The organism is Arthrobacter sp. UYEF20 (assembly GCF_040546335.1).
GTDB lineage: Bacteria > Actinomycetota > Actinomycetes > Actinomycetales > Micrococcaceae > Arthrobacter.
In genome coordinates, this window is record NZ_JBEPNP010000016.1 from 1 (window position 1) to 22,421 (window position 22,421).

Annotated in this window: 34 protein-coding genes; 15 read left to right on the forward strand and 19 right to left on the reverse strand. The window is 66.8% G+C overall.

Translation table 11 applies throughout. The annotated features are described in order from the left end of the window. Window positions 1–90 precede the first annotated feature (90 nt). Window positions 91–1,140, reverse strand: a complete 1,050-nt coding sequence (locus tag ABIB26_RS16670) for an ABC transporter substrate-binding protein (RefSeq protein WP_354245502.1) — start codon at window positions 1,138–1,140, stop codon at window positions 91–93. Between the two features lie 137 nt (window positions 1,141–1,277). Here ABIB26_RS16670 and ABIB26_RS16675 point away from each other — a divergent pair, with 137 nt between their 5' ends. Continuing rightward, a complete protein-coding gene (locus ABIB26_RS16675) occupies window positions 1,278–2,054 on the forward strand; it encodes a DUF6390 family protein (protein WP_354245505.1) in 777 nt (258 codons plus the stop codon). Window positions 2,055–2,932: 878 nt separating this feature from the next. Beyond that, complete coding sequence (locus tag ABIB26_RS16680) at window positions 2,933–3,226, forward strand: hypothetical protein (RefSeq protein WP_354245507.1); 294 nt, start codon at window positions 2,933–2,935, stop codon at window positions 3,224–3,226. A gap of 120 nt (window positions 3,227–3,346) precedes the next feature. Here ABIB26_RS16680 and ABIB26_RS16685 read toward each other — a convergent pair whose 3' ends face one another. The 4 genes from ABIB26_RS16685 to ABIB26_RS16700 all read right to left on the reverse strand — a co-directional run bounded on the left by ABIB26_RS16685 (window position 3,347) and on the right by ABIB26_RS16700 (window position 5,402). After that, window positions 3,347–3,667, reverse strand: coding sequence for a hypothetical protein (locus tag ABIB26_RS16685; protein ID WP_354245510.1), 321 nt, complete (start codon window positions 3,665–3,667; stop codon window positions 3,347–3,349). A gap of 98 nt (window positions 3,668–3,765) precedes the next feature. Next, window positions 3,766–4,143 (reverse strand): hypothetical protein, encoded by a 378-nt coding sequence (locus ABIB26_RS16690; RefSeq protein WP_354245513.1) that lies wholly within the window; start codon window positions 4,141–4,143, stop codon window positions 3,766–3,768. 75 nt (window positions 4,144–4,218) lie between these two features. Next, window positions 4,219–4,725, reverse strand: a complete 507-nt coding sequence (locus tag ABIB26_RS16695; protein WP_354245516.1) for a J domain-containing protein — start codon at window positions 4,723–4,725, stop codon at window positions 4,219–4,221. Between the two features lie 251 nt (window positions 4,726–4,976). Further along, window positions 4,977–5,402 (reverse strand): Hsp20/alpha crystallin family protein, encoded by a 426-nt coding sequence (locus tag ABIB26_RS16700; protein ID WP_354245518.1) that lies wholly within the window; start codon window positions 5,400–5,402, stop codon window positions 4,977–4,979. 134 nt (window positions 5,403–5,536) lie between these two features. Between ABIB26_RS16700 and ABIB26_RS16705 the strand changes: the two genes are divergently transcribed. Next, window positions 5,537–5,830, forward strand: coding sequence for a MerR family transcriptional regulator (locus ABIB26_RS16705; RefSeq protein ID WP_354245519.1), 294 nt, complete (start codon window positions 5,537–5,539; stop codon window positions 5,828–5,830). A 340-nt stretch (window positions 5,831–6,170) separates the two neighbouring features. Here ABIB26_RS16705 and ABIB26_RS16710 read toward each other — a convergent pair whose 3' ends face one another. Beyond that, entirely contained in the window at window positions 6,171–6,554 is a 384-nt protein-coding gene (locus ABIB26_RS16710; protein WP_354245521.1) for an Hsp20/alpha crystallin family protein, read from the reverse strand. A gap of 423 nt (window positions 6,555–6,977) precedes the next feature. Between ABIB26_RS16710 and ABIB26_RS16715 the strand changes: the two genes are divergently transcribed. From ABIB26_RS16715 to ABIB26_RS16725, 3 genes are read left to right on the forward strand one after another with little or no spacing between them, the layout of a single operon-like run. Continuing rightward, window positions 6,978–7,193: a helix-turn-helix domain-containing protein gene (locus ABIB26_RS16715; RefSeq protein ID WP_354245524.1), complete on the forward strand. Its 216-nt coding sequence runs from the start codon at window positions 6,978–6,980 to the stop codon at window positions 7,191–7,193. 51 nt (window positions 7,194–7,244) lie between these two features. After that, window positions 7,245–7,646 carry a response regulator transcription factor gene (locus ABIB26_RS16720; RefSeq protein WP_354245527.1) on the forward strand — a complete coding sequence of 134 codons (402 nt, stop codon included), beginning with the start codon at window positions 7,245–7,247 and terminating at the stop codon, window positions 7,644–7,646. Continuing rightward, window positions 7,646–7,819, forward strand: coding sequence for a hypothetical protein (locus ABIB26_RS16725; RefSeq protein WP_354245530.1), 174 nt, complete (start codon window positions 7,646–7,648; stop codon window positions 7,817–7,819). Before ABIB26_RS16720 ends, ABIB26_RS16725 begins: the two co-directional genes overlap by 1 nt. Before the next feature lie 486 nt (window positions 7,820–8,305). Here the strand turns inward: ABIB26_RS16725 and ABIB26_RS16730 are convergent, their stop codons facing one another. Then, on the reverse strand, window positions 8,306–8,521 hold the full coding sequence (locus ABIB26_RS16730; protein ID WP_354245532.1) for a hypothetical protein: 216 nt from the start codon (window positions 8,519–8,521) through the stop codon (window positions 8,306–8,308). A 1,179-nt stretch (window positions 8,522–9,700) separates the two neighbouring features. Here ABIB26_RS16730 and ABIB26_RS16735 point away from each other — a divergent pair. Both ABIB26_RS16735 and ABIB26_RS23770 read left to right on the forward strand, forming a co-directional pair. After that, a complete protein-coding gene (locus ABIB26_RS16735) occupies window positions 9,701–10,045 on the forward strand; it encodes a hypothetical protein (protein WP_354245535.1) in 345 nt (114 codons plus the stop codon). A 289-nt stretch (window positions 10,046–10,334) separates the two neighbouring features. Further along, window positions 10,335–10,445, forward strand: coding sequence for an Lsr2 family DNA-binding protein (locus ABIB26_RS23770; protein ID WP_502913697.1), 111 nt, complete (start codon window positions 10,335–10,337; stop codon window positions 10,443–10,445). Between the two features lie 27 nt (window positions 10,446–10,472). Here ABIB26_RS23770 and ABIB26_RS16745 read toward each other — a convergent pair whose 3' ends face one another. From ABIB26_RS16745 to ABIB26_RS16800, 12 genes are all read right to left on the reverse strand, one after another. Next, window positions 10,473–10,673, reverse strand: coding sequence for a hypothetical protein (locus ABIB26_RS16745; protein ID WP_354245540.1), 201 nt, complete (start codon window positions 10,671–10,673; stop codon window positions 10,473–10,475). 323 nt (window positions 10,674–10,996) lie between these two features. After that, window positions 10,997–11,392 carry a hypothetical protein gene (locus ABIB26_RS16750; protein WP_354245543.1) on the reverse strand — a complete coding sequence of 132 codons (396 nt, stop codon included), beginning with the start codon at window positions 11,390–11,392 and terminating at the stop codon, window positions 10,997–10,999. Then, entirely contained in the window at window positions 11,389–11,988 is a 600-nt protein-coding gene (locus ABIB26_RS16755; protein WP_354245545.1) for an Asp23/Gls24 family envelope stress response protein, read from the reverse strand. The genes ABIB26_RS16750 and ABIB26_RS16755 overlap by 4 nt, the downstream gene beginning before the upstream one ends. After that, entirely contained in the window at window positions 11,985–12,542 is a 558-nt protein-coding gene (locus tag ABIB26_RS16760; protein WP_354245547.1) for an RNA polymerase sigma factor, read from the reverse strand. Before ABIB26_RS16760 ends, ABIB26_RS16755 begins: the two co-directional genes overlap by 4 nt. 159 nt (window positions 12,543–12,701) lie before the next feature. Continuing rightward, the gene (locus tag ABIB26_RS16765; RefSeq protein WP_354245550.1) at window positions 12,702–13,325 is read right to left on the reverse strand and encodes a hypothetical protein; all 624 of its coding nucleotides are present in this window, start codon (window positions 13,323–13,325) and stop codon (window positions 12,702–12,704) included. Next, window positions 13,322–13,903 (reverse strand): DUF6286 domain-containing protein, encoded by a 582-nt coding sequence (locus tag ABIB26_RS16770; RefSeq protein WP_354245553.1) that lies wholly within the window; start codon window positions 13,901–13,903, stop codon window positions 13,322–13,324. Before ABIB26_RS16770 ends, ABIB26_RS16765 begins: the two co-directional genes overlap by 4 nt. Continuing rightward, entirely contained in the window at window positions 13,900–14,325 is a 426-nt protein-coding gene (locus ABIB26_RS16775) for a hypothetical protein (RefSeq protein ID WP_354245555.1), read from the reverse strand. Before ABIB26_RS16775 ends, ABIB26_RS16770 begins: the two co-directional genes overlap by 4 nt. Further along, window positions 14,322–14,513 carry a DUF2273 domain-containing protein gene (locus ABIB26_RS16780; RefSeq protein WP_354245557.1) on the reverse strand — a complete coding sequence of 64 codons (192 nt, stop codon included), beginning with the start codon at window positions 14,511–14,513 and terminating at the stop codon, window positions 14,322–14,324. Before ABIB26_RS16780 ends, ABIB26_RS16775 begins: the two co-directional genes overlap by 4 nt. After that, window positions 14,510–14,947 carry an Asp23/Gls24 family envelope stress response protein gene (locus tag ABIB26_RS16785; RefSeq protein WP_354245755.1) on the reverse strand — a complete coding sequence of 146 codons (438 nt, stop codon included), beginning with the start codon at window positions 14,945–14,947 and terminating at the stop codon, window positions 14,510–14,512. Before ABIB26_RS16785 ends, ABIB26_RS16780 begins: the two co-directional genes overlap by 4 nt. A 272-nt stretch (window positions 14,948–15,219) precedes the next feature. Further along, complete coding sequence (locus ABIB26_RS16790) at window positions 15,220–15,438, reverse strand: hypothetical protein (RefSeq protein WP_354245559.1); 219 nt, start codon at window positions 15,436–15,438, stop codon at window positions 15,220–15,222. Window positions 15,439–15,468: 30 nt separating this feature from the next. Beyond that, window positions 15,469–15,780 carry a hypothetical protein gene (locus ABIB26_RS16795; protein ID WP_354245560.1) on the reverse strand — a complete coding sequence of 104 codons (312 nt, stop codon included), beginning with the start codon at window positions 15,778–15,780 and terminating at the stop codon, window positions 15,469–15,471. A gap of 456 nt (window positions 15,781–16,236) precedes the next feature. Then, the gene (locus ABIB26_RS16800) at window positions 16,237–16,827 is read right to left on the reverse strand and encodes a MarR family winged helix-turn-helix transcriptional regulator (RefSeq protein ID WP_354245562.1); all 591 of its coding nucleotides are present in this window, start codon (window positions 16,825–16,827) and stop codon (window positions 16,237–16,239) included. Between the two features lie 300 nt (window positions 16,828–17,127). Here ABIB26_RS16800 and ABIB26_RS16805 point away from each other — a divergent pair, with 300 nt between their 5' ends. The 7 genes from ABIB26_RS16805 to ABIB26_RS16835 all read left to right on the forward strand — a co-directional run bounded on the left by ABIB26_RS16805 (window position 17,128) and on the right by ABIB26_RS16835 (window position 22,271). Beyond that, the gene (locus ABIB26_RS16805) at window positions 17,128–17,781 is read left to right on the forward strand and encodes a hypothetical protein (RefSeq protein WP_354245564.1); all 654 of its coding nucleotides are present in this window, start codon (window positions 17,128–17,130) and stop codon (window positions 17,779–17,781) included. 69 nt (window positions 17,782–17,850) lie between these two features. Then, window positions 17,851–18,741 carry a S26 family signal peptidase gene (locus ABIB26_RS16810; protein WP_354245566.1) on the forward strand — a complete coding sequence of 297 codons (891 nt, stop codon included), beginning with the start codon at window positions 17,851–17,853 and terminating at the stop codon, window positions 18,739–18,741. Between the two features lie 68 nt (window positions 18,742–18,809). Beyond that, window positions 18,810–19,613 (forward strand): LamG domain-containing protein, encoded by an 804-nt coding sequence (locus ABIB26_RS16815; RefSeq protein WP_354245568.1) that lies wholly within the window; start codon window positions 18,810–18,812, stop codon window positions 19,611–19,613. A gap of 164 nt (window positions 19,614–19,777) precedes the next feature. After that, a complete protein-coding gene (locus ABIB26_RS16820) occupies window positions 19,778–20,194 on the forward strand; it encodes a VOC family protein (RefSeq protein ID WP_354245570.1) in 417 nt (138 codons plus the stop codon). Between the two features lie 204 nt (window positions 20,195–20,398). Then, the gene (locus ABIB26_RS16825; protein WP_354245572.1) at window positions 20,399–21,076 is read left to right on the forward strand and encodes a DUF2382 domain-containing protein; all 678 of its coding nucleotides are present in this window, start codon (window positions 20,399–20,401) and stop codon (window positions 21,074–21,076) included. A 398-nt stretch (window positions 21,077–21,474) separates the two neighbouring features. Beyond that, window positions 21,475–21,810: an ArsR/SmtB family transcription factor gene (locus tag ABIB26_RS16830; RefSeq protein WP_354245574.1), complete on the forward strand. Its 336-nt coding sequence runs from the start codon at window positions 21,475–21,477 to the stop codon at window positions 21,808–21,810. Beyond that, window positions 21,807–22,271: an SRPBCC family protein gene (locus ABIB26_RS16835; RefSeq protein ID WP_354245577.1), complete on the forward strand. Its 465-nt coding sequence runs from the start codon at window positions 21,807–21,809 to the stop codon at window positions 22,269–22,271. The genes ABIB26_RS16830 and ABIB26_RS16835 overlap by 4 nt, the downstream gene beginning before the upstream one ends. The last annotated feature ends 150 nt before the right edge of the window (window positions 22,272–22,421 follow it).

Genomic DNA, 22,421 nt, shown 5'->3' on the forward strand with positions numbered 1-22,421 from the left:
GAAACGCCGGCGTGCTGCAGTCATGCTGATCTCTACTTTCAGTAGACCCCCATTTTAAGAGGGCCCACTGTCCGAGAACTCCGCGGCAGCTCAGTATTCGGTGACCTTGCCCCGCAGTTCCGACCGGGCAGCGGGGAACGCGATGTCGGAAAGCCAGTGCCACATGAGCGGCGACTCCTGACTCGGAGGATCCCAGCGGTATCCCCCGAGCGGCACCCGGTAGACGCGCCGTGAGCGCACGGCCGAGATGCTCTGCCAGACCGGGTCTGAGTAGATGTCCTGCGGCATCGCCGCATCGAAGTTACCCAGCAGGATGACTTCGGGGTCCCACTTCAGGACCTGCTCCACGTCCAGGCCAACCATGCCGACGCCCGGCAGCGGGTCCTTGCCGGTGGCGGGATTAGTGCCGCCCACCAACTTGATATAAAAGTCGTTGTAGGTGTCGGCCGCGGCGGCTTTCAGCCCGCCGGTAAACCTATTTAAATATAGAATGCTGGGTCCCGCGGAGGCGCGGCCCGCGGCCAGGGATTTGATTTCCGCGAGCTCTTTGTCGCTGTGTGCTTTGAGCTCCGTGGCCCGCTCCGGCTTTCCCAGCATGGCGGCGAACATGGCGGCCCAGGCGTCCACATCCTCCTGCCTGCCGTTGTATTTCAGGCCGAGCACCGTCAGTCCGGCATTTTCCAGGGGGGCGACCAGCTGGGCGTCCGACCACTGGATCACGACGTCGGGGTTCAGTGCCCGCACACTCTCCACATTGGGGGTGAAATCCTGAGTCGCGACGTCGTGCGGCAGTTCCAGCGCGCGGGGGAACATCGTTCCCATGACGCCGTCACGCATCGCAACCCACGATGCGTTGTGCATGGCGCTCAGATGGTCGGCACCGCCGTCGATGGCGACCAGAAGCGAGGCGGCAGGCATGGGAATGGTCACCACCCTGGTGACCGGTTTGGTGAAGGTGACCGTCTTGCCCCGCTGGTCCGTGATGCTGATGCTTTTGGAATCTGTGGAGGCCGTTGCGGAACCACTGGTGGACGCTGCAGGCTGCCCGCCTGCCGCACCGCATCCGGCGAGGAATGCTGCGGAGCCGCCGGCCACGAAAACCTGGAGCACGGTGCGACGGTTGAGATCGTCAACTCGCATGATAGACCCCCTGTGCGTAGGTTCTTCACAGGATCCGCCCGAAGGTCACGGCTGTCAACGGCAGCCGTGTTCCAGGCCCTTGTCGGCGGACGGTGCCGGTGTTAGGTTCAAAGAACCTTTTGGAGAAGGTGGCCAAAATGATGGTTGTCGACGGTGCCCAGCTGTTTATCCGTTACGCCTACCCGCCCAATTCCCGGGGCAGTTGCGGGCCCCCGGACAGCGATGCCCTGCTGCACTACGGCCAGTCCGGCGTGACGGACCAAGGCCTCCGCGAACTGGCAAAGGGCTTCGCCGGCGCGTGGCCATACCTGGAGCTGATCGCAGGATCCAACGGCATAGCCGACCCGCTCGACGCCCGCGTGGTGGAGGCGTACTGGGTGGGCAACAGCCTTCTGGACTCGGTGGGGATCACGAACATCGGCAATTCCATGGAGGACCGCTTCCGGGCCCGCACCGGACGCCAGTTCCCGCATCTGGCCGAGGGCGTCCTGGCCGGCGGGGTTCCGCATCACAGCTTCCATGTTTTGGAGATCTACCCCTGGCTTGGCCTGCTCCACGACGACCGCCGCCACGCCACGGCCCTGAGCGTCCTGGACCGCTGCAGGATTCGGTGGGGCACGGTGTTGGCGATTTCCGGAGACGAGGCGGTGGTGCGGTCCCGGCAGCTGGTGTGGGACGGCGCGGCTCTGGCCGTGGGCGAACCAATGGTGGAAACAGCCAAGTACGCCGTGAACGGAACGGGTTTTGTGGCTGGCCTGGCGGTCGACGATGTGGTGTCGCTGCACTGGGACTGGGTGTGCGACCGGCTCTCCCCGCTTCAGCTGCAACGGCTGAAACACTTCACGGCGCGCCATCTGCGCATAGCCAACAACGGCGTCGAACACCGCGGTGCGGCGATAGCGCTGGAACACTAGGCCGGCGACGCTACTGCGGCTGCGGCGCGGCGCTGTCCGGGTCCTCCGGAGGCTTCACCCCGGTTGAGTCGCGGGGCGAGGATTCACCCGCCGGCCGGCCGGCGTCGCATCCGTCCCGGTTCCTTCCCGTCCTTGCTTCTGTCCTTCCTGCTTGACCACGTCCTCGCCGCGACGGGTGGTGCTCTCACCGACGCCTTCAGGGGCGGCTGCCGGGTCGTCGGGGGTCTCGTCAGACGCGGGCTGTGCAGGTTCCTTGAGGGGGTTCGCTGCCGAAGGCGCGGGCCGTGCCGGGGGCCGTGCCCTCTGCGGGATCCTCGGCATCGGACGGATTTGTCGGTGCCATGATGCTCTCCTCGATCTGTTGGCCACGGGCGTGCCGTCCTCCATCACTTCATGTCACCTTCCTCGCATCCTTGGGCAATCCCGGGGCTTTCCTCTGAAATAAATTTTAGAAGCCCTCGGGGAGCGTTGCCATAGTCGCGGCGAGCTCCTTTCTCGTGAATATGTGCCCGGGGATCCAACCGAAATCGTTCTCCCGCGCGGCTGAGCAAAACAGTCACCGCCGGAAGCCTGGACGTCCGGTGGATCCTTTGTGGGCAGGCGAGCAAGGAGTCCACACCGGGCCCCGGCGTCCGCTTAGGCGGCCGTAGTCCGCTGCTCTTCCGGCTGACTTGATATGCATCAGCGGCTATAGATTTTTGATAGCACCGGTGTAAAACTGTTGCAAGAGGATATTCACGAAAAAGCAGTGCACAGTGGTCACGGCCCTCAGGGCATGCCCAGCGGAGCCGCCTGGTCCAGGCCGGGCGGGGAAGGCGCCGCTGGTCGGCTACGAAAAAGGTAACGGGGCAGTGGCCGAGCATGGGCTAAGGAGGCAGATGATGAACATCCAGCCGCAGGAAACTGGCCCGGAGGTGCCGGAGGATGATGCTCTTGAGCAGCGGACGCCGGTGCTGCCGGAGAACACCGAGGAGCTTCCCGACGCGGGCCGGCGGCCCGATGATGTCCCGGAAGCGGATTTCCTGGAGCAGCGCACGGCCGTGCAGCCCGTCAGTGCCGGGTACGACGGAATCGACGCCGGGGCAGGTGCGGACCTGATCGAGCAGGCGACCGGATCCTTCGCCGACGGCGAAGACGATTACCCCGACGCCCGGGAAGAATCCGACTATTAGAACAAGGCCGCCATGGCCGTGGCGGGTCCGTCCGGTGTGGGCGGGGACGGCGGGAGTTTCTCTTTGGGTGGCCGGGCTCCGGCCGCAGTGGTGCGTTCTCTGCCGGGGCGGGATGTTTCGTTATTGGTCAAGGACGCTGCCGATGAGTTCCTTGAGGATTTCCCAGAAGTCGCGGGCGCGGTATGAGGTGACCGGTCCCCTGCCCTGGGCTTCGCGGACGGCGTCGGCCAGGACGATGGCCTCGGCGAAAAGTTCGGCGGTGACAGCGGGCACCCGTTCCGGTTCAAGGGTCAGGGTGTGCCGGACCAGCTCGCGGGAGTGCTGCTCTGTGTCGCCGCCGGGGTCCAGGTGCAGACCGTTGCGTTCCAGCCGGGTTGATGCTGTGTCGAAGCCGTGGTTCACGTGCTGGCCGAAGCCCTCCTCCATGTACTGAACTGGCATTCTCAGTTTTCCTTCCAATGGGGTCTATTGCCCTGCCTGGCGGACACGGGTCGTTCCCGGCAGGCGTCCTGGGGGCGGGATCGGGATGCGGGGGCCGGTTAGGGCCGTGTGCCGTAGATGAATTCCTTGGCGTGGTCGACGGCTTTGCGGAAGGCGTCGTTGCGGAGGGTGATCTGTTCTTCGGTGATGGCCTTGGCGGGTTCGGTGTAGGCGGTGTATCCGGGGTGCAGTACCCAGATGCCCCCGACCGGGGGGAGGTAGAACACGCCGAAGGTGCGGTGCCGGGGGTCCTCGTCCCAGATGGGGACCACGGCGACGGCTGCGCCGGTATCGGGGTTGATCCATTGGGCCCGGGGCAGGGGCTGTTCGAGCGTCTCGGGGTCCAGGAACGGCGCTGTTCCTTTGCCCCAGCGTTGTTCAAATCGTTCGTAAAACGCCGGCAAGATGTTGTTGTCGTACGGGTGCCAGGCGCTCATGGCGGTTTCCTTTCCGGATGGCGTGTTTTCTGAACAGCGCGGCAGCAGGGCGTCGGTGACCTGGTCCGGGTCCGGTCATGGCAGGATCTGCCAGATGATCCGGTAGCGGCCCGGGCCGGAACGTTCAATGCGTGGTGCGAGGCGGCGTTCCTGGTGCAATGGTTCCGGGGCGCCGGTGGCCTGCTGGCCGGAGTCCGGGGGCTCGGGGCTTTCCCACCGGACCGGGCCGATGAACAGGAGCGGGGCCGAGGAAGCCGGTCGCCGCTTCCGTGTCTGTGGCGGGGCCGGTTCGGGGACCCGGGACCGCGCCTGCCGCTGGTGTTCCCGGTCGTAGGCGGTCGGCCTTGCCGGATCGCCCAGGAGGGCGTAGGCATCCATGATCTCGTGCAGCTCCTCGGCGGCGGCCCCACTGTCTGCGGCCGCGTTGCCGGCGGCCCCACGGTCTGCGGGTGCGGTTTCGGGTGGGCGGGTATCGGGGTGGCGGGTGCGCAGCAGTGAGCGGTAGGCGTGGGTGACCTCCCGGTCCGTCGCGGAGGGTTTGAGGTGGAGAACGTCGTAGGGATCACGGCGGTGTTCTCGCATGGTTCCGGCTTCCGGCTTCCATCGTCTGTTCTGGTCCCGTGCGCATTCCGGGGGCTCGTTGCGGGGCGCGGGGTGGTGGGGATGGTCCCCGGCCAACGAGGGCCGGGGACCATCGGTGCGGGAGGCATCGTCGGGGGCCGCTTTTTTCGGTGCGCAACTGGCGCGGTGGCGTGGCTACTCTGTGCATCGCCCTTTTACTCTTACGGCGGCCGGTCCAATGCTCCCGGTTCTGCGGGCCTGACCCCGGGGGATCAGGCGTGGATTTCCTGTCGCTGGTTTTTCTCCGATGCGATTTCGATGCGGCGCGGTTTGGCCTTCTCGGCCACGGGGATCCGCAGCGTCAGCACCCCGGCGTCGTAGCTGGCCTTCACCGCGTCGACATCGAGGGCGTCTCCCAAAATGAGCTGGCGGCTGAAGACACCGCGGGGCCGTTCCGCGGCGATCAACTCCGTATTTTCACCCGCCGGGTCCTTGCGCTCGGCCTTCACCGTCAGGACGTTGCGTTCAATGTCGATGTCCACCGAATCGACGGCAACGCCGGGCAGGTCGAACGCGACGACGAATTCTTCCCCCTCCTGCCAGGCGTCCATGGCCATGGCCGCCGGCCGGGCTGTGGTGCCGAGGACCTGCTGGGCGAGCCTGTCGAGCTCGCGGAACGGGTCGGTACGCATCAGCATGGTCTCCTCACTCCTTACAGATTGTTCCTTATCACTTACCCCCAGCCGCCTATCTGTTGTGGCTGGTATAGATTTTTTATAGCACTGCTGTGAAACTGGAGCAAGGGGTTTTTTCAGGTTTTGAGGAGGATCTGATGGAGCCGAACACCGGGAGAAGGACGGCGGTGTATGCCATCTCGGTGGCCGCGGAGCTGGTGGGGACAGGTCAGCAGAACCTCCGGCTGTATGAGCGCAAAGGCCTGCTGGAACCCGGGCGGACAACCGGGGGAACACGCCGCTACAGTGAACAGGATCTGGACACCCTGCGCCGGATCAGCGCACTGCTTCAGGACGGACTCAACCTCGCCGGCATCCGTGTCGTCCTTCAGCTGGAAGCGGTCAACCGGCGCCTGGAAGGTGAACTGGCGGCCGCCCGGACCCGGCGCTGAACAGCCGCCGTCGGAGGCTGCCCCGCCCAGGGAGGGCAGAACGCACAAAGGTCGACCAACAATACGGTCCCCGCACTCGGCCCGCTCCTGTCGGGGCGTGACACCGGGGGGGGGAGAAGAGTCCCCTGTGCGGCATCGTTTCAGGACCCGGTCCGGGCGGGGGCGCGCGGCCGCAGCCTCTAAACTCCCGGGCCACTGCCGCACATCAGCACCCTGCGGTTTCCCCGCGGAAACCGCCGGAGGCCGAAACTGTGCCGGACACGACACGCAACCCGACCGGTGGTTACGCCCAGGCGGTACCGCCGCCGGGCCAGGTGAAGGTGCCCGATGGCGACGGTATCTAGACGCGCGTGACGAGGACCTTCCGGCCCTCCCGGGGTCCTTGTTCCGGTACCGGTACGCGGATTTCCAGGATGCCATCGGTGTATGAGGCCGTCACGTCGCCCGGGTCAACTGCCGCCGGCAGGCTCACGGTCCGGGAGAACGTGCCGTGCCGGAATTCGGAGCGGTATCCTTCTTTGTCCTTGTGCTCGGTTTTTTCCTCATGCCGGACGGTGATCTGGAGTTCGTTTCCAGTCAAGGTGATGTCCGCGTCCTTGTCCGGGTCTATGCCTGGCACCTGGGCTTTCACGACCAGGGAGTCGGCGTCGCGGTACTCTTCGACTCGGAGCCAGGACTCCCGGTCTCCTTCGAGGAACCGTCGGACGGGTTCGGGAACGTCCACCCCCGCGCGGCGGAGAATGTTGCTCCTCGCTGTTACCTCCTATCGATGTCCCGGGCCCGCTTCGGGGACGGCGGGGCCGGGAGATGGATTATGGAACAAGTGCTAAAACGTGGCATCGCCTGATCGACCACATGCACATCGTCCTCGTGCCGATCGTCCTGGGCCGGCGCGAACGGCTCTGGGATGGACCCGAAGGACTCGAAAAACGCTTTGAAATCGAAGCGACCCCATCTCCGCACGGAGTTCTCCATCTGATCTTCACTCGTCGCACGGCCCGGTAGTCCGACTTGGGAGCGATCGCCCGTGAACGACCGTCCGTGAGACACCCTGCTCAATCAATGCCCAAAGCGGCGCGTCGTGTGGTTACGTCCACTAAGCGTGGTGTAACGGTACGCGGCCGAACGGGCGGCTCACGCGCGGGCGGTGGCCACGGCCAACGGCCGGCGGACCGGGCGCCCGTCCGTGGTCGATGCTGACAAGCTCGAACACGCTGCACTGCTCCGGGCCAGCGGCTCCTCCGCCCGGGAGATAACCGCTAAGACCGGACTGAAACGCACGACGCTGTACCGGCACCTGCCGCCCCGCTCCCCCTCCGCCGCCGCCGCCGCCGGGCAGGTTGTCATTCTTCCTGGTGCGTAGGACAGGGAGAGAAGGCCCATAGAATGGTGAGGAATTGGCCGGGGGGACCACATGAATTCACACGGGATTTGCCTTGTCATCGAAGATGACCTCGACATCCGGGAACTGCTCGTACTGATCCTCTCCGGCATGGGCTTTGAAGTACGGGCCGCAGCCACCGGGGCGGCAGGGATTCGCGCGGCCAAGGCACTGGATCCGACCCTGATGACGTTGGATCTCGGCTTACCGGACATAAGCGGCCACGACCTTGCCCGCAGCCTCAGGGAATATTCAAATGCGCCGATCATCATGATCACCGGACGGGCCAGTGCCGGTGACGAACTCGACGGCATGGCCACCGGTGCTACCGCCTACCTGACCAAACCCCTCCGGCCTGTACAGCTCAGGGAACTGTGCCCGCTGCCGTCGCCTGTCACTGCGCCAGCGCATGATGGGTTCAGTGGTGAGGACTGATGCCTGACCCGTCCACTCTTGCCTTTAGCCTGACGTACACGGGCACCCTCGTGGTGGCCCTGCTGATGTTCCTCGGCCAGGTCGCCGCATTCACAGCCCTGCTGGCCCTGGCCGGGGCCGTCAGACTGCTGGTCGTGTCGGTGCGGGCACTACTGCGCCCACGTTCCGACTGACGCTGTACTCGCCAGTAGCAGCCACGGAAAACACGGTTGGAGCAGCGCATGTAAATGGCCCCGGCAGATACCGGGGCCATTCGTCCACTCCACCTGAGTGCTGCCGGGCGTTTTGCATACCCGGCTGGCACCAGCATGTCACGCTGATGCACTCCGGGGTCCCAGGCCCCGGCGGCCTATCGGCATGGGATCACAACGGAAAGATGTATCAACGGAGAGGGTTGAGCCTGCCCCCTTTCCCGGGAGCCTTCACGCTGCCTTCGACAGTGTGAGCGTGGGGATCACTGGGATCATCCTGTCGCTGTCGCCCACCCCCGGAGCAGGGACGACTGCGTCGGCGCCGCACTGATGGGACCGATCGTCATCCTGGAGGCATGCTCCTGCATCGGAGTCGGCTCTTTCTGCCGGAACCGGCGGCCACTGCCTTAGCCGGACGGTCAGCCCAGCGGTCGACCGGGTCACGGCCCGGAGGCATCGGAGGTCTCCTCAGCGGGTATCTTCGATGTCTTCGGCCGCTTCGGCGGTTGCGTCCGGATCCTCTTCCGGCTCGAAGGTGTTCGGCTCCGTGCCCGCACCGAGCCCCACACCATCCGGTGAGCCGGGAATGGTGCCATCCCGGCCGAGGCCAGCAGGGCCTGTCAGCTTCCGGTCACTGGTGGAATCGTCGTCGCGGGGCTCTTTCCCTGCCTCATTCACGCTCATCGTCGTCTCCAGGATCCGCCTGCGGGTGGAACTTCACGGTAGCATTCCCGCGATGGAATAGTAAGCGTACTTCCGGTCTGCGTTCACCGAAGGATCGTGAGCAGCCCGGGTATCCGGTGGCGCGTGTCGAGCCAGCGTCGAAGGCGCATAGGTGCCCTTGAACAGTTTCCCCATCCCACCGTGGCGCAGCGTCCTCAGCCCGGACGGTCGCGTACGGCCTGTAGGCCAAGTACTCAGCCGGCCAGGAAAACGAGTACCGGCTACTGGTGTACGCCCCGATCGGGCGAACTACCGTAAGTGTCAGCAACAGGAAATGAACTATATCCGGGCGCTGAATCTTTCCCGGGCCTCATCGGCCCCGGGCCAGACTGTGCCGGCGGCGTGAGAGCTTTCTGAGACCGGGCTCTCCCCCAGCCGCCGCCGGCACTACGTCCCCCACTTCACCAGCCCTGACGGGGAGCGGGACTGGATCACTCCGCCCGCGAAGAGGAGCCCACCAGATGGCTACGGGCGCATTCAGGCTAGCTGTCGGCACCGCCCGGACGAGCCGGGAAGTCGGCGGAGGCTTTTCACCTGCGACAAATTGATCTGCACCAATAGGAGGCTGCAATGCTCTGGAACTGGACCCTCTCCGCATGTGTCACGGCCGGGCCACGTGCCCATGCAGGTGATCTTCGAATGCAGAAACTACGAGGAACATAAGGCATCCGACTTTCACCAAGCTTCCTATTACATGTCGGGCGCCGCAGGGTGCCGGCCAGTCAGATGTTGAGCCTGTCCACCTCGTCGAGGACTTCGGTCGCCGCCCACGGCGCTGGCTATCTCGTCCTGTGGATCTACGGGCTCATCTTCGGCGGAGGCGTTTCCCCGGCGATCTTTGTGACGCTGCACAACGCCGAAAAACTGGCTGCATCTGCTCTTGGGTATCGGAATGATCGCGCTCGGGCTCATCCTCTCCCGGAACGCGACGGCGACACACCGCTCTGCGGCCCGGATGTAACACCGGCTGACGGATCAGGAACGCTCTTCGTTCAAATGGCGGTGGCTTAGCGTGCTGATCAGGCAGGCCAAAACTACGCTGGAAGTGTCCGGACGTTGAGCAGCGGACGTGGTCCGGTGGCTGCCGGGGGGGTGTGCAGGGCCGCTGTGCGGAGTGCCTGCTCCGGCTACAGTAACGGCATGAGCGTGGAAAAACCTGCCTTGCCTGACGTGCACGTCATCCTGGAGCACATGGTCCAGACCCTGGCCACGGGCACGGAACGGATCCAGCAGCGTCTGGCGGATGCGTACGCTTTCAGCCGTTTCGGCGCTGAGATGTCGCAGGGGGATCTTCCGCCGGGGATCTATTCCCTGCAGCTTGATCTGCGGGCAGCGCTTTCGACGGTGCACGACGCGGAGCGGGGCAGCGCAACCGCCAGCGGTGCCTTGCTCACCGATGACCAGTGTGTCATTTTCGTCCTGAGGATCCTCGCCGCGGAACGCGAGATGCGGAAGCTTTCCGACGAAAATCCGAAGAGGCATTAGCCCGTACGACCGTCCATCAGCAACTGGCACCGCCCGACGCCCGACGCAGGCAAAGAGGGTAGCGGGCGGGCGTCCCGCCATTCCGGGGATCCAACGGCGGTAACCCCGGCGCCTGAATCCGTCGCCGATAGGTCTTCGGCAGTTGAAACAGTGACGTTCGCCATGGACGGCAGCACCTACGGGATCGACCTCAATGAGGCTCACACCACGCAATTGCGCGTTGCTTTGCGCCGTTATGTGGAAGCTGCCCGCAGGACAATAAAGTCCCGGGGCAAGGTCCGTCCGGTGGATCAGGGAAGGGGAGGAAAAATCCACCCAGGTCCGTGCCTGGGCCAAAGAACAGGGACTTCCCGTCAGCGACCGTGGCAGCATCCCGGCAACGTGCTGGAAAAATACGTAGCGGCCCGCTGACAGACACACCCGGAATCTATGTGGTGCCTGCCTGCATGTGGCGGGCGGCAATGGGGTCCAGGAACTGCGGTGTTCCCGACCCGGTGGGGTTTTGGCTGGCCGGCCCGGTGTTGTTGTTGTGGTCGATGAGGCCGTCGATCTGGTGCAGGATCCATTCCCGTACGGCCTGCTCTTCCTCCCAGGATTCGACGTACGTCCAGCGGGCGGCGATTTTCATCTCGGAGTTCGGGCAGTGTCTGGCGTTGGGCGCCGCGGCGGAACTGATCGGTGATGGATTCGCGCGCCTGGCGGCGCTGTTCCTCGTTCCACCGTTCCGGTTGAACGATGGAGCCGGATTCGTCGCGGATGACCGCGCCGGGACGTTCGTTCATCGGGAGCATCGGGTTCAGCGTCCTTTCCTTGTCGGGGTTTGTGTGGTCATGTCGTTTCCAGTATTGCTGTTCCGTCCAGCAACATGCAGCAGTCCGCAGCAGGAAAAGCGATGCGCGGATGGACCGGCGCCATGGCACGGCCTGAAGATCGGGCTGGGGCTCCGGAGAATTACCGCCTTGGCGGAGGATTCATCGGCCGGGCGCCGGGCCGGGCCCGGGTTCTGGTGTGTGCGGGCCGGTCGTGTGTGATGGAGCAGATCTGCACGGTGATGCGGGTTGCGGTGTGCGGATGCCCGGTCTGCAGCGCCGTCCGGAGGGTGCGGGCTGCCTTGCGTGCGATGTCCGGGGCGGGGGTGTCCAGGGCGACGCCGAGCCGGACCCGTACGGTCGTGTTCCCGTCCTCGGTCCGGACCTCGACGGGCGGAGTGTCCGCGGGTGGGTCCCCGCCGGTCAGGCGGGTTCGGGCCTGCCTGGCGGCGAGGCGCCAGGCAGGATCTGCGGGGTAGACCGCGAGGACTCCGTCGATGCCCAGCAGCAGGTCGCGGAGCAGGTCGGCTGTGGTCATGTTCCGATCCTTTCCGGGGTGGCGCCGGCGGTGTCTTCGACGAGGTCGGTGACGGTGATGTCGATGGCGGTGATGTTCAGTTCGGTGTGCAGGGCCAGGGCTCCGGAGAGTGTGCTCCTGAGCGTGTTGGCCAGCGCCGGTACGGGGTGTCCCCAGAACGCGGTGACGTTGATGTGGACGGTTATCGGGGCTCCGGCGGTGCTCAGGTCCCCGTGCAGCCGGCATTTGCCGATGGTGGCGCCGGGGAGGGTGTCTCCGACGGTGCGGATGAGGGCGATGACGGCGCCTTCGGTTTCTGAGAGGTCATCGTCCGGGTGCGCGCCGGCGAGGGGGATGGCCCGGCCGGCCCTGGTTTCGAGGCGGAGGTTCTCCAGGATGGTCTGCAGCCATGGCTCGTCGCCGCTGCCGGCCTGCCGGATGTCCAGGGCGATGAGGTCGGCGGTCAGGTCATCGAGGCGGCGCAGCGCCGCCAGCCCCGCCTGGCACTGCGGGCAGCTGCGCAGGTGTGGTGCGTCCGGGGAGGAGCCGGTGTGCAGGTAGTCGCTGAGTTCTTCCAGGGTCCGGCCGCAGTCGGGTCCGATGTTCTCGGGTGTCAACGCCAGGCCTCCATTTCCTTGATCAGGGTTGTCCGTGCCCGGGCCAGCCGGCCGCGGACGCTTTCGGTGCTGATCCCCAGGGTCCTGGAGATTTCCTCGCAGGACTGTCCGCCCATCTTCCGCAGTACCCAGCATTGGCGCTGCACCTCGGGCAGCCTGCCCAGGGCCGTGGCCAGGGCGGTCATGGACGAGACGGTGACGGCCGCCGATTCCGGCCCGGGCGCCGGGTCGGCGGCGGCCCGGGTTTCCTCGTCGAGTGCGGTGTCGTATGTCCGCCGGCGCAGGACGTTGATGGCGCAGCGGGCGGTGATCCGCATCATCCATCCTCTGACCGCCGCGGGATCCCGCAGCGCGGGCAGCTGCGACCAGCAGTGCATCAGCGCTTCCTGGACGACATCGTCTGCATCGGCAAGGGACCCGGTCAGCCGGCGGGCGTAGGCCCGCATGAGCGGGCCGTGGCGCCGGGCCAGTGCCTCGAAGGCTGCCGTGTCGCCGTCGCCGGCACGTTCGGCCAGCAGCGCATCCGAAGCTGCTGCCAGCCGTCGCGGCGTCATTCCGGGTCCTGTCATCGGCGTCGCTTCCCTTCCGCTGCTGCTCCCCAGAATAGGCGTGCCGCCCGGGACACGGTCGTGGGTGCCAGCCGTGGCGGCGGCGCCTGCTCCGGGTTGACGGCGGGGGCGGCGGGCTGCTGGCCGGTCCACCGGACGAACGGTTCATTGGACCCGCTGCGTGCCGGCGAAGCGGTTCCGCAGCCCGGTACTGATCCTGATCAGGACCGGGATGCTCCGGCCCAGTACCTGTTCAAGGCCCTGGATGGCTTCCTCGGCGGTGTCGGTGATGTCCCGCGGGGACGAGCCTTTGGCTGCCTGGATGGCGATCTTCAGCCCGCCGGTGCCTTTGATGTTCCAGCTGGTGACGCCGACGGATCGGATCCGGTCATCGTGCCCGAGGGCGTCCCTGATGGCCGCGGCGGCCAGGGAGGTGTCCACCGTGGTGGTCCCCGTGACCGGGCCGGCTCCGTGGTCTGCGGCTTCGGGCACGCCGATATGGCTGGTACGACCGCCGCCTTGGGAAAGGACCCAGCCCAGCACCAGGATGATCGCGATGACCAGCACGGCCAGTGCCGCGAGGGTCCACCAGCTCACGCCCAGGTTCCCGGCCGGTGCCGCCGCCAGCCGGCTGCGGATCCAGACCCGGGCGTTGCTGGCCCGGGCGGTCCAGACGGCGGCGGCCTGCGGGCTGTGGCCTGCCGCGGCGGTGAGGGTGCCGGCCGCTATCAGGACCAGCCCGAGCAGGCCCAAAAGGACGCGGTTGAGGCCGCGCAGAGTGCCTCTCATACCCCCACCGCTCCCTGCCTGCTGATGGTGATCGTCAGTTTCGGTGCCGGGACCAGCGCATAACGGTCAAGTTCGCTCTCCACGGCGGTGCGCACGGCGTCCCCGTCCACCGGGACACCCGAGGTCGGGTGGATCAGCACCTCGAGGCGGCGCCTGCTGACCCGGGCCGTGACCTGTTCGGGAACGAGCCGTGCGGCATGGCGGGCCGTACGGGCGATGGCGGCGGCAACCACGTCGTCATCGACAACGACGGCGCCGGGTCCGCCGCGTAGGGTGTGGCGGCCCCTGGTGCCGGGAAGCAACGCCAGCAGCACCAACACCAGCCCGGCCAGGGCCAGTGCGGCGCCGCCGGCGATCATTCCCGCAGGCAGGGTCGCTGCCGGCAGCCCGGCGAGCCAGCCGAGGGCCGCCGGCGGAGAAGCCAGCAGCGGGCGTGCACGGGCCATGGACAGGACAGCCTCGGTACCGGCCCAGGCGAGGATAAGAACGAGCACGATGCCCGTGACGACGGAGGCCGCGGCCCGGGAGGAGTGGGTTTCCCGGCGGGCCAGCCTGCCCCTGCTGGCGGGCTCTTTCATCGGACCCGCTCCTGTGCGGGGTGGTGCGCGGCGGTCAGGCGGATGTCGATGCCTCCGATGTCCGCTCCGGTGAGCCGGTGCAGCCGTTCGGCGATCGTGGCCCTGGCGGCGCCGGCCCGCTCATACAGTGTTCCGCCTCCGGCGCTGACCTGTTCGGGGTGGCGGGCAGCCTCGGCCAGGGGCAGGACGGTGACGGGTACCCGCACGCTGATGGCCAGCCGGCCCGCGTCGTCCCGGAGGCTGACCTTCACCTCGCCCGCCGGGACCGTGAAGGCTTCGGCGGTCACGGCCCCGATCGTGTGTGTCAGGGCGTTGGGGGCGATCCTGGTGTGTCCGGCCTGCGGTCCTGTGCGGTGCCCGATCCGCACCGCGTCGGGACGGACAGAGTTCAGATGCTCGGAACTCACGCGGGCGGAGGTCATGGTGACGATCGCTTGCCGCGCAGTGCGTCGAAGGCGCCGCGGAGATCGAGCCGGCCCTCGGCGGACCGGCCCAGGACGGCGCCGATGGCCATGAAGACTGCCACCAGAAGCATTCCCCAGAAGCCGAATACCAGGGCGCTGACCGCCAGGGTCGCGCCGACGGCCGTGCCGGCGACGGTCGGACTCATAGGACCCTCGGTTCCTTGTGCTCGACCTCGGCACCCTCGTCATCGGAGGGGACGTGGACGTCGGTGATGTCGATATTGACTTCGGTCACTTCCAGCCCCACGATGTCCTCCACGGCACGGTAGATGGCGTCACGGACGTCCCCGGCCACGTCCTGCAGAGGGTGCGGATACTCGACAACCAGGGACACGTCGACGGCGGCCTGGGTTTTTCCGACCTCCACACTGATGCCCTGGGACAGATCAGTCTGGCCCACGGCCCCGCGCAGCGCGCCCATGGCGCGGGCGGCACCGCCGCCGAGCGCGTAGACGCCCGGGATGTCCCGGGTGGCAATGCCGGCGACCTTGGCCACGACGGCATCTGCGATGGTCGTCTGGCCCTTCCCTTCCCGCCCGCCGGTCCGGCGGGCGGCAGCCGGCGGCTTAACGGACGACACAGCCGGGGATGCAGCGGGGTCCGCGGACGGCGGGCCGGAGGACTCTGCGAACGAATCAACAGTCTCGGTGTGCTGCAGTTCATTGGGCTCGTTGATCAAAACACTCACTCCTGGATCCGAATCGGCGGTCATCCCGGTGATGCCGTCACCCCTTGGACGCTCCGCCCCGGCCCTGCCGCACGCCCGAATGGCTGTGATGTTGATCACATGCATTCGCAGGCGATATCCGGTCGCCCGGAAAGCCGGCTGACCCCGCCGGCACGGGGCGGCGTTCAGGACCCGCCGTTGCCCCGGCGCCGGTAAGCGAAATACGCCAGCGAGGCCGCCGCGGCGAGAAACAGAAAGCCGGCCAGAATCGCCGAGACGACATTCGGCCCGGACAGCAGCACGGCGAAGCCTCCGGCCAGGCACGCCGGCGGAAGGAGCACAGCCGCGATCCAGAACCAGCCCTGCCGGCGCGGACCGGACCGGCCGTCCCGTTGCCCGGTCACAGGTTTTCACTGCCGTCCGGGGAACCATCCTTACGCATCCGGCCCGCCCGCTCCCCGGAACCGGAGCCACAACTCGCGTCTGCTCGCTGCCAGAGCATCGATGACCTCCTGCCTGGACCCGGCAGCCTCCGCCACCCCGAGAACCCGGCCGATCTCCCGCCACGGGATCCCGGCGGCAACAGCCCCCTGGATCGCCTCACCAAGGGCCTTCTCCACGGCCGTGGAAGCGCGGCAGCATACGTGCAGGTCCTCCACCGGATCCTGCCCCCGGCGTCCCCGCCGCCGCAGGCGCATCCGGACTGCCCGCCGTAACGGGCGGACCAGCTGACGGTGTGTGAACATGCCTGCCCCCTCTCCCCGGGTCCCTACACTTTCAGGCTAAGCCGAGCGGATGAACCGCACCAGTGGCCCAAAGGCTTCCGTCGAAAGCCGGCACCCCCCGGGTACCGCCCGAAGTCCCGGGACCTTCACCGCGGAGAAGGAGGGCACCGGCGCAGCGCCGCGAAGAAACAATCCGTGACCGCTCCGCCCCTGGTCCGCGGGCCTGGGATCCCGACAACGGCAATCCGCCCGAGGAATGGACAGGGGGCGCCGGGGGATAGGCTCCCGGTGGATTCCGAGGTCCGCGTGCTTCAGAGCCTCTTCGGGTCCGGCCGGCCTTTGATGCCTCTGCACCGGAAATTCATCATGGCAACCTCCCCCGGCCGGTTGCCTCTGACCAGACCACGTGGCCCTGGCGCCGCGCCACCGAAAAATCCATCATCCGGCGCGGCAACAAGCGCTCCGGGACGAGATGCTTCAGCCGGATATCGGTCCGTCCTGCTCCTGGCCGGCTCCGGGCGCTGAGAGGTCCTCCAGTGCCGTGGCGGTGCATTCGAGGAATTCAGCCAGTCCAGGAACAGACGGTGCGGCCTCACCGAGGATGGTGCCAGAGACCGCGCGGTGGAAGTGATCGTAGACCCAGTCCATGGCATGCGTGCCTGCCGGTGTGAGCTGCAGCAGCAGGCTTCGGCGGTCTGCCGGGTTGGGTCCTCGACGCAGGAAGCCTGCCCGTTCGAGCCTGTCAATCATCGAGGTGACGGATCCGGTGGTGATGTTCAGATCCAGGGAAAGATGTTTGGGCGTAAGGTCACCGCTGTCGCGGACAAACGCCAACGCGTTGAGCTCTGCCACGCTCAGCCCCAACTCCTTGGCCAGGCGGGCCCGCAGCCGCCCGTTGCCGATGTCCAGGTGCCGCATCGCCTTGACGATCGCCCGCACATCCGCAGCCGCCGTGTCCTCCGCCCCGCCCCGGGCGGGGCGGACTGCCGGCCGGGCCGGCTGTTGCGGGGTGCGCGCGGCGGGGTCGATCATGATGTGGTGCTCCTGCAAAGATGAGCCGAGTGGCAAGTAATCATTCTACTTTGGCGGAACGGCCACTGGCCGGGCAGTCCCCAGGGGGCCGGCGAAGGATGACACGGCTTGGCAACGATGTATCTCGGCAATCAAGCAATCCCTGCTAGTGTTCACTCCGGGCAGCATGAAGCAGCAGCGACCTCCCTCAGAACCGGCCGTGTGTGTGTTGGTCGACGAGCCGCGGGGCCGCGTGACGGTCAGCTGTGTCTTCTGCCCGCTACTCTCCCGTGTGCTGCCACGGCCGGAAGCCGGCCCGCAGCCGCGGCCTGTCCGTTGTCGTGAAAGGTCTTCACCATGTCTGATTCTGCTGCCGCGCCGAAGCGCCGCCATTTTGCCCCGATCGTCCTGCTGGCCGGGCTGGTCGGTACGGTGCTGCTGTCCCTGTCCCTGACCGGAACCCTGTCCGGTTTTGTTGCCAGCATCACCAACAGTGCGAACACGGCCGCGTCCGGCTCGCTGGTCATGCAGGAGCAGAGCACGGGTACGGCGCCGGTGACGTGCCTGAGCACCGACGGCGGCAGCGTCTCGACAAACTCTGCGACGTGCTCGACGATCAATAAATTCGGCGGCAGCACCGTCATGGTCCCCGGCGGTCCTGCGGTGACAACGGCCATCACGATCAAGAACGCCGGTTCCGTCGCGGCACGCACGTTCACGCTGACCCCGGGAACGAGCTGCACCCAGTCCCTGAACGGCGCCCAGAACGGCACCGCCACGGACCTGTGCGCGAAACTGAACGTCGTCATCACCTCCGGCGCCACCACCGTCTTCACCGGCACCGCGGCCAGCCTGGCCGGCGCACCGGCCGCCGCGATCACCATGCCCGCAGCCCCCGCGGCGGGCGCCAGCGTCCCCTTCAGCATTGCCGTGACCCTGGACACTTCCGCAGGCAACACCTACCAGGGCCTGGCCGCGTCACTGCCCCTGACCTGGACCTTCGCCAGCTAGACCCTGACCCGCACTGCCCGGCGCGGCACACCGCCGCACCGGGCAGCCCCTCTCCAGCGAAGGTGACACATGACAATCCTGGACACCCGGCCCGCTCCGGACACCACCCGGACGCCCGCGCCCCGGCGCCGCAGGGGAGCCTGGCGCCGGGGTGCCGTCGTTGTACTGGCCACGATCCTGGGTGTCCTGCTGACCGGGGCGCTCCTGTTCTCACTGGCCGGCGGACGCTGGTTCGTGATCAGCACCCCGTCCATGGCAGAAGCGGCCCCGGTGGGCACGCTCGTCCTCACCTTCCCGGAGCCCGCAGAGGACATCCGCGCCGGGGACATCATCACCTTCCATCCCCCGACCGCGCCGGATCAGACCTACACCCACCGCGTGCGGGCCATCACCGCGGCGGGAGGAATCCTCACCCGCGGGGACCTCAACGGCGCGGATGACCCCTGGACCCTGACCGGCGGCGACCTGGTGGGAAAATCCATCACCGTACCCGGCCTCGGATGGCTCATCCGGGCACTGCCCATTCTCATCCCCGGCATCGCCGGGCTATGGATCCTGACCGGACGGTTTACCCCAGGCCCCTGGCGGCTGCCGCTGAGGGTGGTCGGGGTGCCGCTCGTCATTTCCGTGGCCACCATCATCCTGCGCCCCTTCATCGGGATCAGCGTCCTCACCGCAGGGATGGCGGAGGGAACGCCCCAGGCGACGGTCGTCTCCACCGGCATGCTCCCCATCAGTGTCCATGCCGACGGCGGAGAACCGGCACATCTGACAGCCGGCAGCGTCGGACAGGTCCCGCTTCCCTCCCTGGACCGGACGGACCACTACCAGATGGCCTCGGCCCTGGACCTGCCGGCCACCGGGTGGATCCTGCTGATGCTGGTCTGCGCGCTCCCGCTCCTGTGGTCCCTGGCCTGCAGCCTTCCGGCACTGGTCAAAGACCGGAGCGACCGGGCATGACGTTCCGCCCGCCCGCGGATGCTGGGCGGCGCCGGCCGCCCGGGCCCCATAGTCTTGTCACCGCAACCGTGCTTGCCGCACTGTGTCTGCTGGCCCTGTTCACGCCCTCCACCACCTCGGGATACTCGGCACGGCTCACCAACCCGACGAACACGGCAGGAACAGCAGCCTACTTTCTGTGCACCGAGGCGGTGCGGGCAGACATCGCCGGCGCCCTGTTCGCCTACCGCCTCAACGAAGCGACAGGCTCCGCCTTCGCCGGCGACTATTCGAACAACAACACCCCAGGCACCTACCGGGGCCCGATGACCGGCGACACCGCCACGAAATCTGCCTGCCCCCGGGACGCCGGCGGCGCCTACACGCTCAACGGCTCCACCAGCTACGTCTCCACCCCGACCCAACGGGCATCCGGGAACACCTTCAGCATCGAGGTGTGGTTCAAAACCTCCACCGGCGGGGGGAAACTGATCGGGTTCGGAAACGCCCAAACCGGCGCCTCCACCACCTACGACCGCCACCTGTACCTCACCGACACCGGCCAGGTCGTTTTCGGCGTCTACCCCAACCAGGTCAAAACCATCACCAGCCCCCTCAGCTACACCGACGGAACATGGCACCACGCCGTCGCCACCCTCTCCGGCGCCGGCATGAACCTGTACATCGACGCACAGAAAGTCGCCACCGACACGGCCACCACGACCGGCCAAAACTACGCCGGGTACTGGCGCATCGGCTACGACAACCTGGCAGGCTGGGGGGCAACCCAACCCGCCAACTTCTCCTACAAGGGATCCCTGCGCTTCGCCGCCGCCTACACCACCGCCCTGACACCCGGCCAAGTCACCGCGCACTACAACGCCGGCCGCTGACCCCGCCGCAACGGCCTCCGTCGGTCGACAGCCGGCAGGCTGCCCGGTGAAACCGCCGCCGCGGCCCGTGCCTTGAACAGGGGGTGGAGGCCCCGGGTCTTCCCCTGCCTGCCGCCTCTGATCAATAATCACAGCGTAGACCCGACGAACGAGGAGCCTCACCCATGACCACCCGCCTCAACCCCTACCTTGGATTCCGCGACACGGCCCGGCAAGCGATGGACTTTTACCAGACAGTGTTCGGCGGCGAGCTGAACCGGAGCACCTTCGCTGAGTACAACGCCAGCGACGCACCGTCCGAACAGGACAAAATCATGCACTCCACGCTGACCACCGACAGCGGACTCGTGCTCATGGCATCCGACACGCCGAACAGCATGGACTACAGGCCCGGCAGCAACTACTCGGTCTCCCTCAGCGGCGATGACGACGCCGAACTCCGCCGCTACTGGGACAAACTCACCCAGGGAGGCGCGGTCACCATGGCCCTGGAACCCGCGCCCTGGGGCGACACCTTCGGCATGTGCACCGACCAATTCGGCGTCAACTGGCTCGTGAACATCGGCCCCGCCCAGCCTTAAGCCGTCACCGCGGGCCCCGCACCGGCCAATCCGCCGCCGCACCACATTCCTCCCCCGCCCACCGCCCACCGGCAACATGCGCCACGGCCCGGCCCGCTGCGGCTCCCGGCGCCGGCAACCGGACAGGCCCCGGCACCCCCATCCACCACACATCCAGTATCCGGAATCCGAATCCGAATCCGAATCCGAATCCAAGGAGTCATCATGATCGCCAAGGAAGACATTGACGGCCTGCTCCAAGGCCACGGCAACGTTCTGAGCCCCGACGGGGAAAAGATCGGCGGCATCGGCCAGGTCTACCTCGACGATGACACCGACAAGCCCAGCTGGGTCACCGTGAAGACGGGGCTGTTCGGCCTACGTGAGTCCTTCGTCCCGCTCGAAGGAGCCTGGATCCAGGGCGAGGACCTCATCGTCCAGTACGACAGGGACCAGATCAGGGACGCTCCCCTCGTGGATCCCGACGGGCACCCCGGGCCGGACGAAGAAGCCCGGCTCTATGAGCACTACCGGCTCGGCGGCGGGACGCGCACCTACACCGATGCCATCGATGCCGGCGGCAGCCGCGGCGACATCGACGGACCCGTCGAAAACGACTACGAGTACGAGGACGCCCCCGGCGCCGGAGGCCGGGACGTCCCCGGCCAGGCCGCCGATAATGCCCGGGCCGGGAAAAAACTGAACGCGGGCCCGGAGGGGCAGGACACCGGGCGGGCACGGCTACGCAAATACGTGGTGACGGAGAACGTCACCGGGACGGTCCCCGTCAGCCACCAAGGGGCGGCGGCCGGGCACGGACCCGTTCCCGGCGACGACACCCTCGACCAGGAACTGCGCCAGGAAAACACCGACGCCGGCGGCGAGGGTGAACACCTGCGCTGACAGCTGAGAAGCCCATCCCGGGCCGGCCGCCCCGATCCATACCAGCAGCCGCCAGAGCGGCGCGCCAGGTGGAGGCGGTTGAACTCCTCCCGGGAGACAGAGTTCCCCCGCACATGCCGTGAAGGGGGCTTGTGAAAAAGTGAAATATCCGACTGCAGGTTCAAGTGGTGATCGCAACACTTGAACCTGCCCACGTTAAGCCCTGGGCGCTGGACCCCACAGGCCGGGTTGCGGGAATCCCATGCGGCCATCGCTTCCCGCAAAGGCCGCTATGGACACCGCGGCGAACCACAGGTGGACGCCCGCCCACCTTGATCGCGGAGTTGACCCCTCGCCGTGGCACATGTGCCCCACGCACGTTATTGAACTTAATGGTTCACTAACCTATAGTGGACCATATGGTTCATCAACAGGTTCTCGACCGCACATTCGCGGCACTCTCCGACCCGACCCGCCGCGGCATCCTGACCCGGCTCGGCGACGGCCCGGCAACGATCGGCGAACTGGCGGAACCGTTCGGGATGACACTGACCGGCCTCAAGAAACATGTACAGGTGCTGGAGGATGCCGGGCTCGTCACCACGGAGAAGGTCGGCCGATCACGCCAGTGCCGTCTGGGCACCGAACGATTGGACGATGCCATGCAATGGATAGCGCTCTACCAGCGCCTCTGGGAACGTCGACTCGATGGCCTTGAGGCCTACTTCACCCTCAAGAAAGGAACAGGCAAATGACCGAAGAAACCAGCACCATCGAACTGACGATGACACGGCTCCTCCCCGCCACCCCGGAAGAGGTTTTCGACGCCTACACCGACGCCGGGAAGCAGAAGATCTGGTTCGGCATCCTCGACACCGAACCAGGCATCATAGAGATTGAGGTGGATCTGCGGGCGGGCGGTGAACAGCGGGCCGTCTGGGGACCCAACCGCGATGAGCTGTTCCACGAGACGCAGGTGTTCAGGGTGATCGACCGCCCGCACCGGCTCGTCACCACCTCAACCGGCGGCGGTCCGGACGGAATGACCATGACCACCGAGATCGAGATCACCTTCGAAGAGCAGGACGGCGGCACCCTCATGACGGTCGTGCAGAGCGGATTCCCCGCCGTTGAGGTGCGCGATTTCTTCACCCAGCAGGTCTGGGCCGGTGCCTTCGACCGCATCGAGGCCTACCTCGTGCGCGGCCGGGCGTAAAGGCAAAGAGGCGATGATCAAGGTAGTTCCGGCCACCCGACACATCGTGAAGCGTTCGTAGCTGGCGGCCGATACCTCCTTCGCGGCCGCCACCGCAGCCATGATGCTGCCGGGCGTGCTGCACGTGCCGAAGCCCCGGTCTACCGATCG

Excerpts from the sequence above, each read along its gene's own strand:
- ABIB26_RS16835 (WP_354245577.1), top strand. The coding sequence starts at position 21,807 with ATGACCGAAGAAACCAGCACCATCGAACTGACGATGACACGGCTCCTC.
- ABIB26_RS16700 (WP_354245518.1), bottom strand. The coding sequence starts at position 5,402 with ATGCTGATGCGTACCGACCCGTTCCGCGAGCTCGACAGGCTCGCCCAG.
- ABIB26_RS16775 (WP_354245555.1), bottom strand. The coding sequence starts at position 14,325 with ATGACCTCCGCCCGCGTGAGTTCCGAGCATCTGAACTCTGTCCGTCCC.
- ABIB26_RS16730 (WP_354245532.1), bottom strand. The coding sequence starts at position 8,521 with ATGAGCGTGAATGAGGCAGGGAAAGAGCCCCGCGACGACGATTCCACC.
- ABIB26_RS16685 (WP_354245510.1), bottom strand. The coding sequence starts at position 3,667 with ATGCCAGTTCAGTACATGGAGGAGGGCTTCGGCCAGCACGTGAACCAC.
- ABIB26_RS16680 (WP_354245507.1), top strand. The coding sequence starts at position 2,933 with ATGATGAACATCCAGCCGCAGGAAACTGGCCCGGAGGTGCCGGAGGAT.
- ABIB26_RS16760 (WP_354245547.1), bottom strand. The coding sequence starts at position 12,542 with ATGACGCCGCGACGGCTGGCAGCAGCTTCGGATGCGCTGCTGGCCGAA.
- ABIB26_RS16720 (WP_354245527.1), top strand. The coding sequence starts at position 7,245 with ATGAATTCACACGGGATTTGCCTTGTCATCGAAGATGACCTCGACATC.
- ABIB26_RS16705 (WP_354245519.1), top strand. The coding sequence starts at position 5,537 with ATGGAGCCGAACACCGGGAGAAGGACGGCGGTGTATGCCATCTCGGTG.
- ABIB26_RS16770 (WP_354245553.1), bottom strand. The coding sequence starts at position 13,903 with ATGAAAGAGCCCGCCAGCAGGGGCAGGCTGGCCCGCCGGGAAACCCAC.
- ABIB26_RS16670 (WP_354245502.1), bottom strand. The coding sequence starts at position 1,140 with ATGCGAGTTGACGATCTCAACCGTCGCACCGTGCTCCAGGTTTTCGTG.
- ABIB26_RS16820 (WP_354245570.1), top strand. The coding sequence starts at position 19,778 with ATGACCACCCGCCTCAACCCCTACCTTGGATTCCGCGACACGGCCCGG.
- ABIB26_RS16725 (WP_354245530.1), top strand. The coding sequence starts at position 7,646 with ATGCCTGACCCGTCCACTCTTGCCTTTAGCCTGACGTACACGGGCACC.
- ABIB26_RS16795 (WP_354245560.1), bottom strand. The coding sequence starts at position 15,780 with ATGTTCACACACCGTCAGCTGGTCCGCCCGTTACGGCGGGCAGTCCGG.
- ABIB26_RS16765 (WP_354245550.1), bottom strand. The coding sequence starts at position 13,325 with ATGAGAGGCACTCTGCGCGGCCTCAACCGCGTCCTTTTGGGCCTGCTC.
- ABIB26_RS16675 (WP_354245505.1), top strand. The coding sequence starts at position 1,278 with ATGATGGTTGTCGACGGTGCCCAGCTGTTTATCCGTTACGCCTACCCG.
- ABIB26_RS16745 (WP_354245540.1), bottom strand. The coding sequence starts at position 10,673 with ATGAAAATCGCCGCCCGCTGGACGTACGTCGAATCCTGGGAGGAAGAG.
- ABIB26_RS16780 (WP_354245557.1), bottom strand. The coding sequence starts at position 14,513 with ATGAGTCCGACCGTCGCCGGCACGGCCGTCGGCGCGACCCTGGCGGTC.
- ABIB26_RS16690 (WP_354245513.1), bottom strand. The coding sequence starts at position 4,143 with ATGAGCGCCTGGCACCCGTACGACAACAACATCTTGCCGGCGTTTTAC.
- ABIB26_RS16750 (WP_354245543.1), bottom strand. The coding sequence starts at position 11,392 with ATGACCACAGCCGACCTGCTCCGCGACCTGCTGCTGGGCATCGACGGA.
- ABIB26_RS16810 (WP_354245566.1), top strand. The coding sequence starts at position 17,851 with ATGACAATCCTGGACACCCGGCCCGCTCCGGACACCACCCGGACGCCC.
- ABIB26_RS16695 (WP_354245516.1), bottom strand. The coding sequence starts at position 4,725 with ATGCGAGAACACCGCCGTGATCCCTACGACGTTCTCCACCTCAAACCC.
- ABIB26_RS16735 (WP_354245535.1), top strand. The coding sequence starts at position 9,701 with ATGAGCGTGGAAAAACCTGCCTTGCCTGACGTGCACGTCATCCTGGAG.
- ABIB26_RS16805 (WP_354245564.1), top strand. The coding sequence starts at position 17,128 with ATGTCTGATTCTGCTGCCGCGCCGAAGCGCCGCCATTTTGCCCCGATC.
- ABIB26_RS16830 (WP_354245574.1), top strand. The coding sequence starts at position 21,475 with ATGGTTCATCAACAGGTTCTCGACCGCACATTCGCGGCACTCTCCGAC.
- ABIB26_RS16825 (WP_354245572.1), top strand. The coding sequence starts at position 20,399 with ATGATCGCCAAGGAAGACATTGACGGCCTGCTCCAAGGCCACGGCAAC.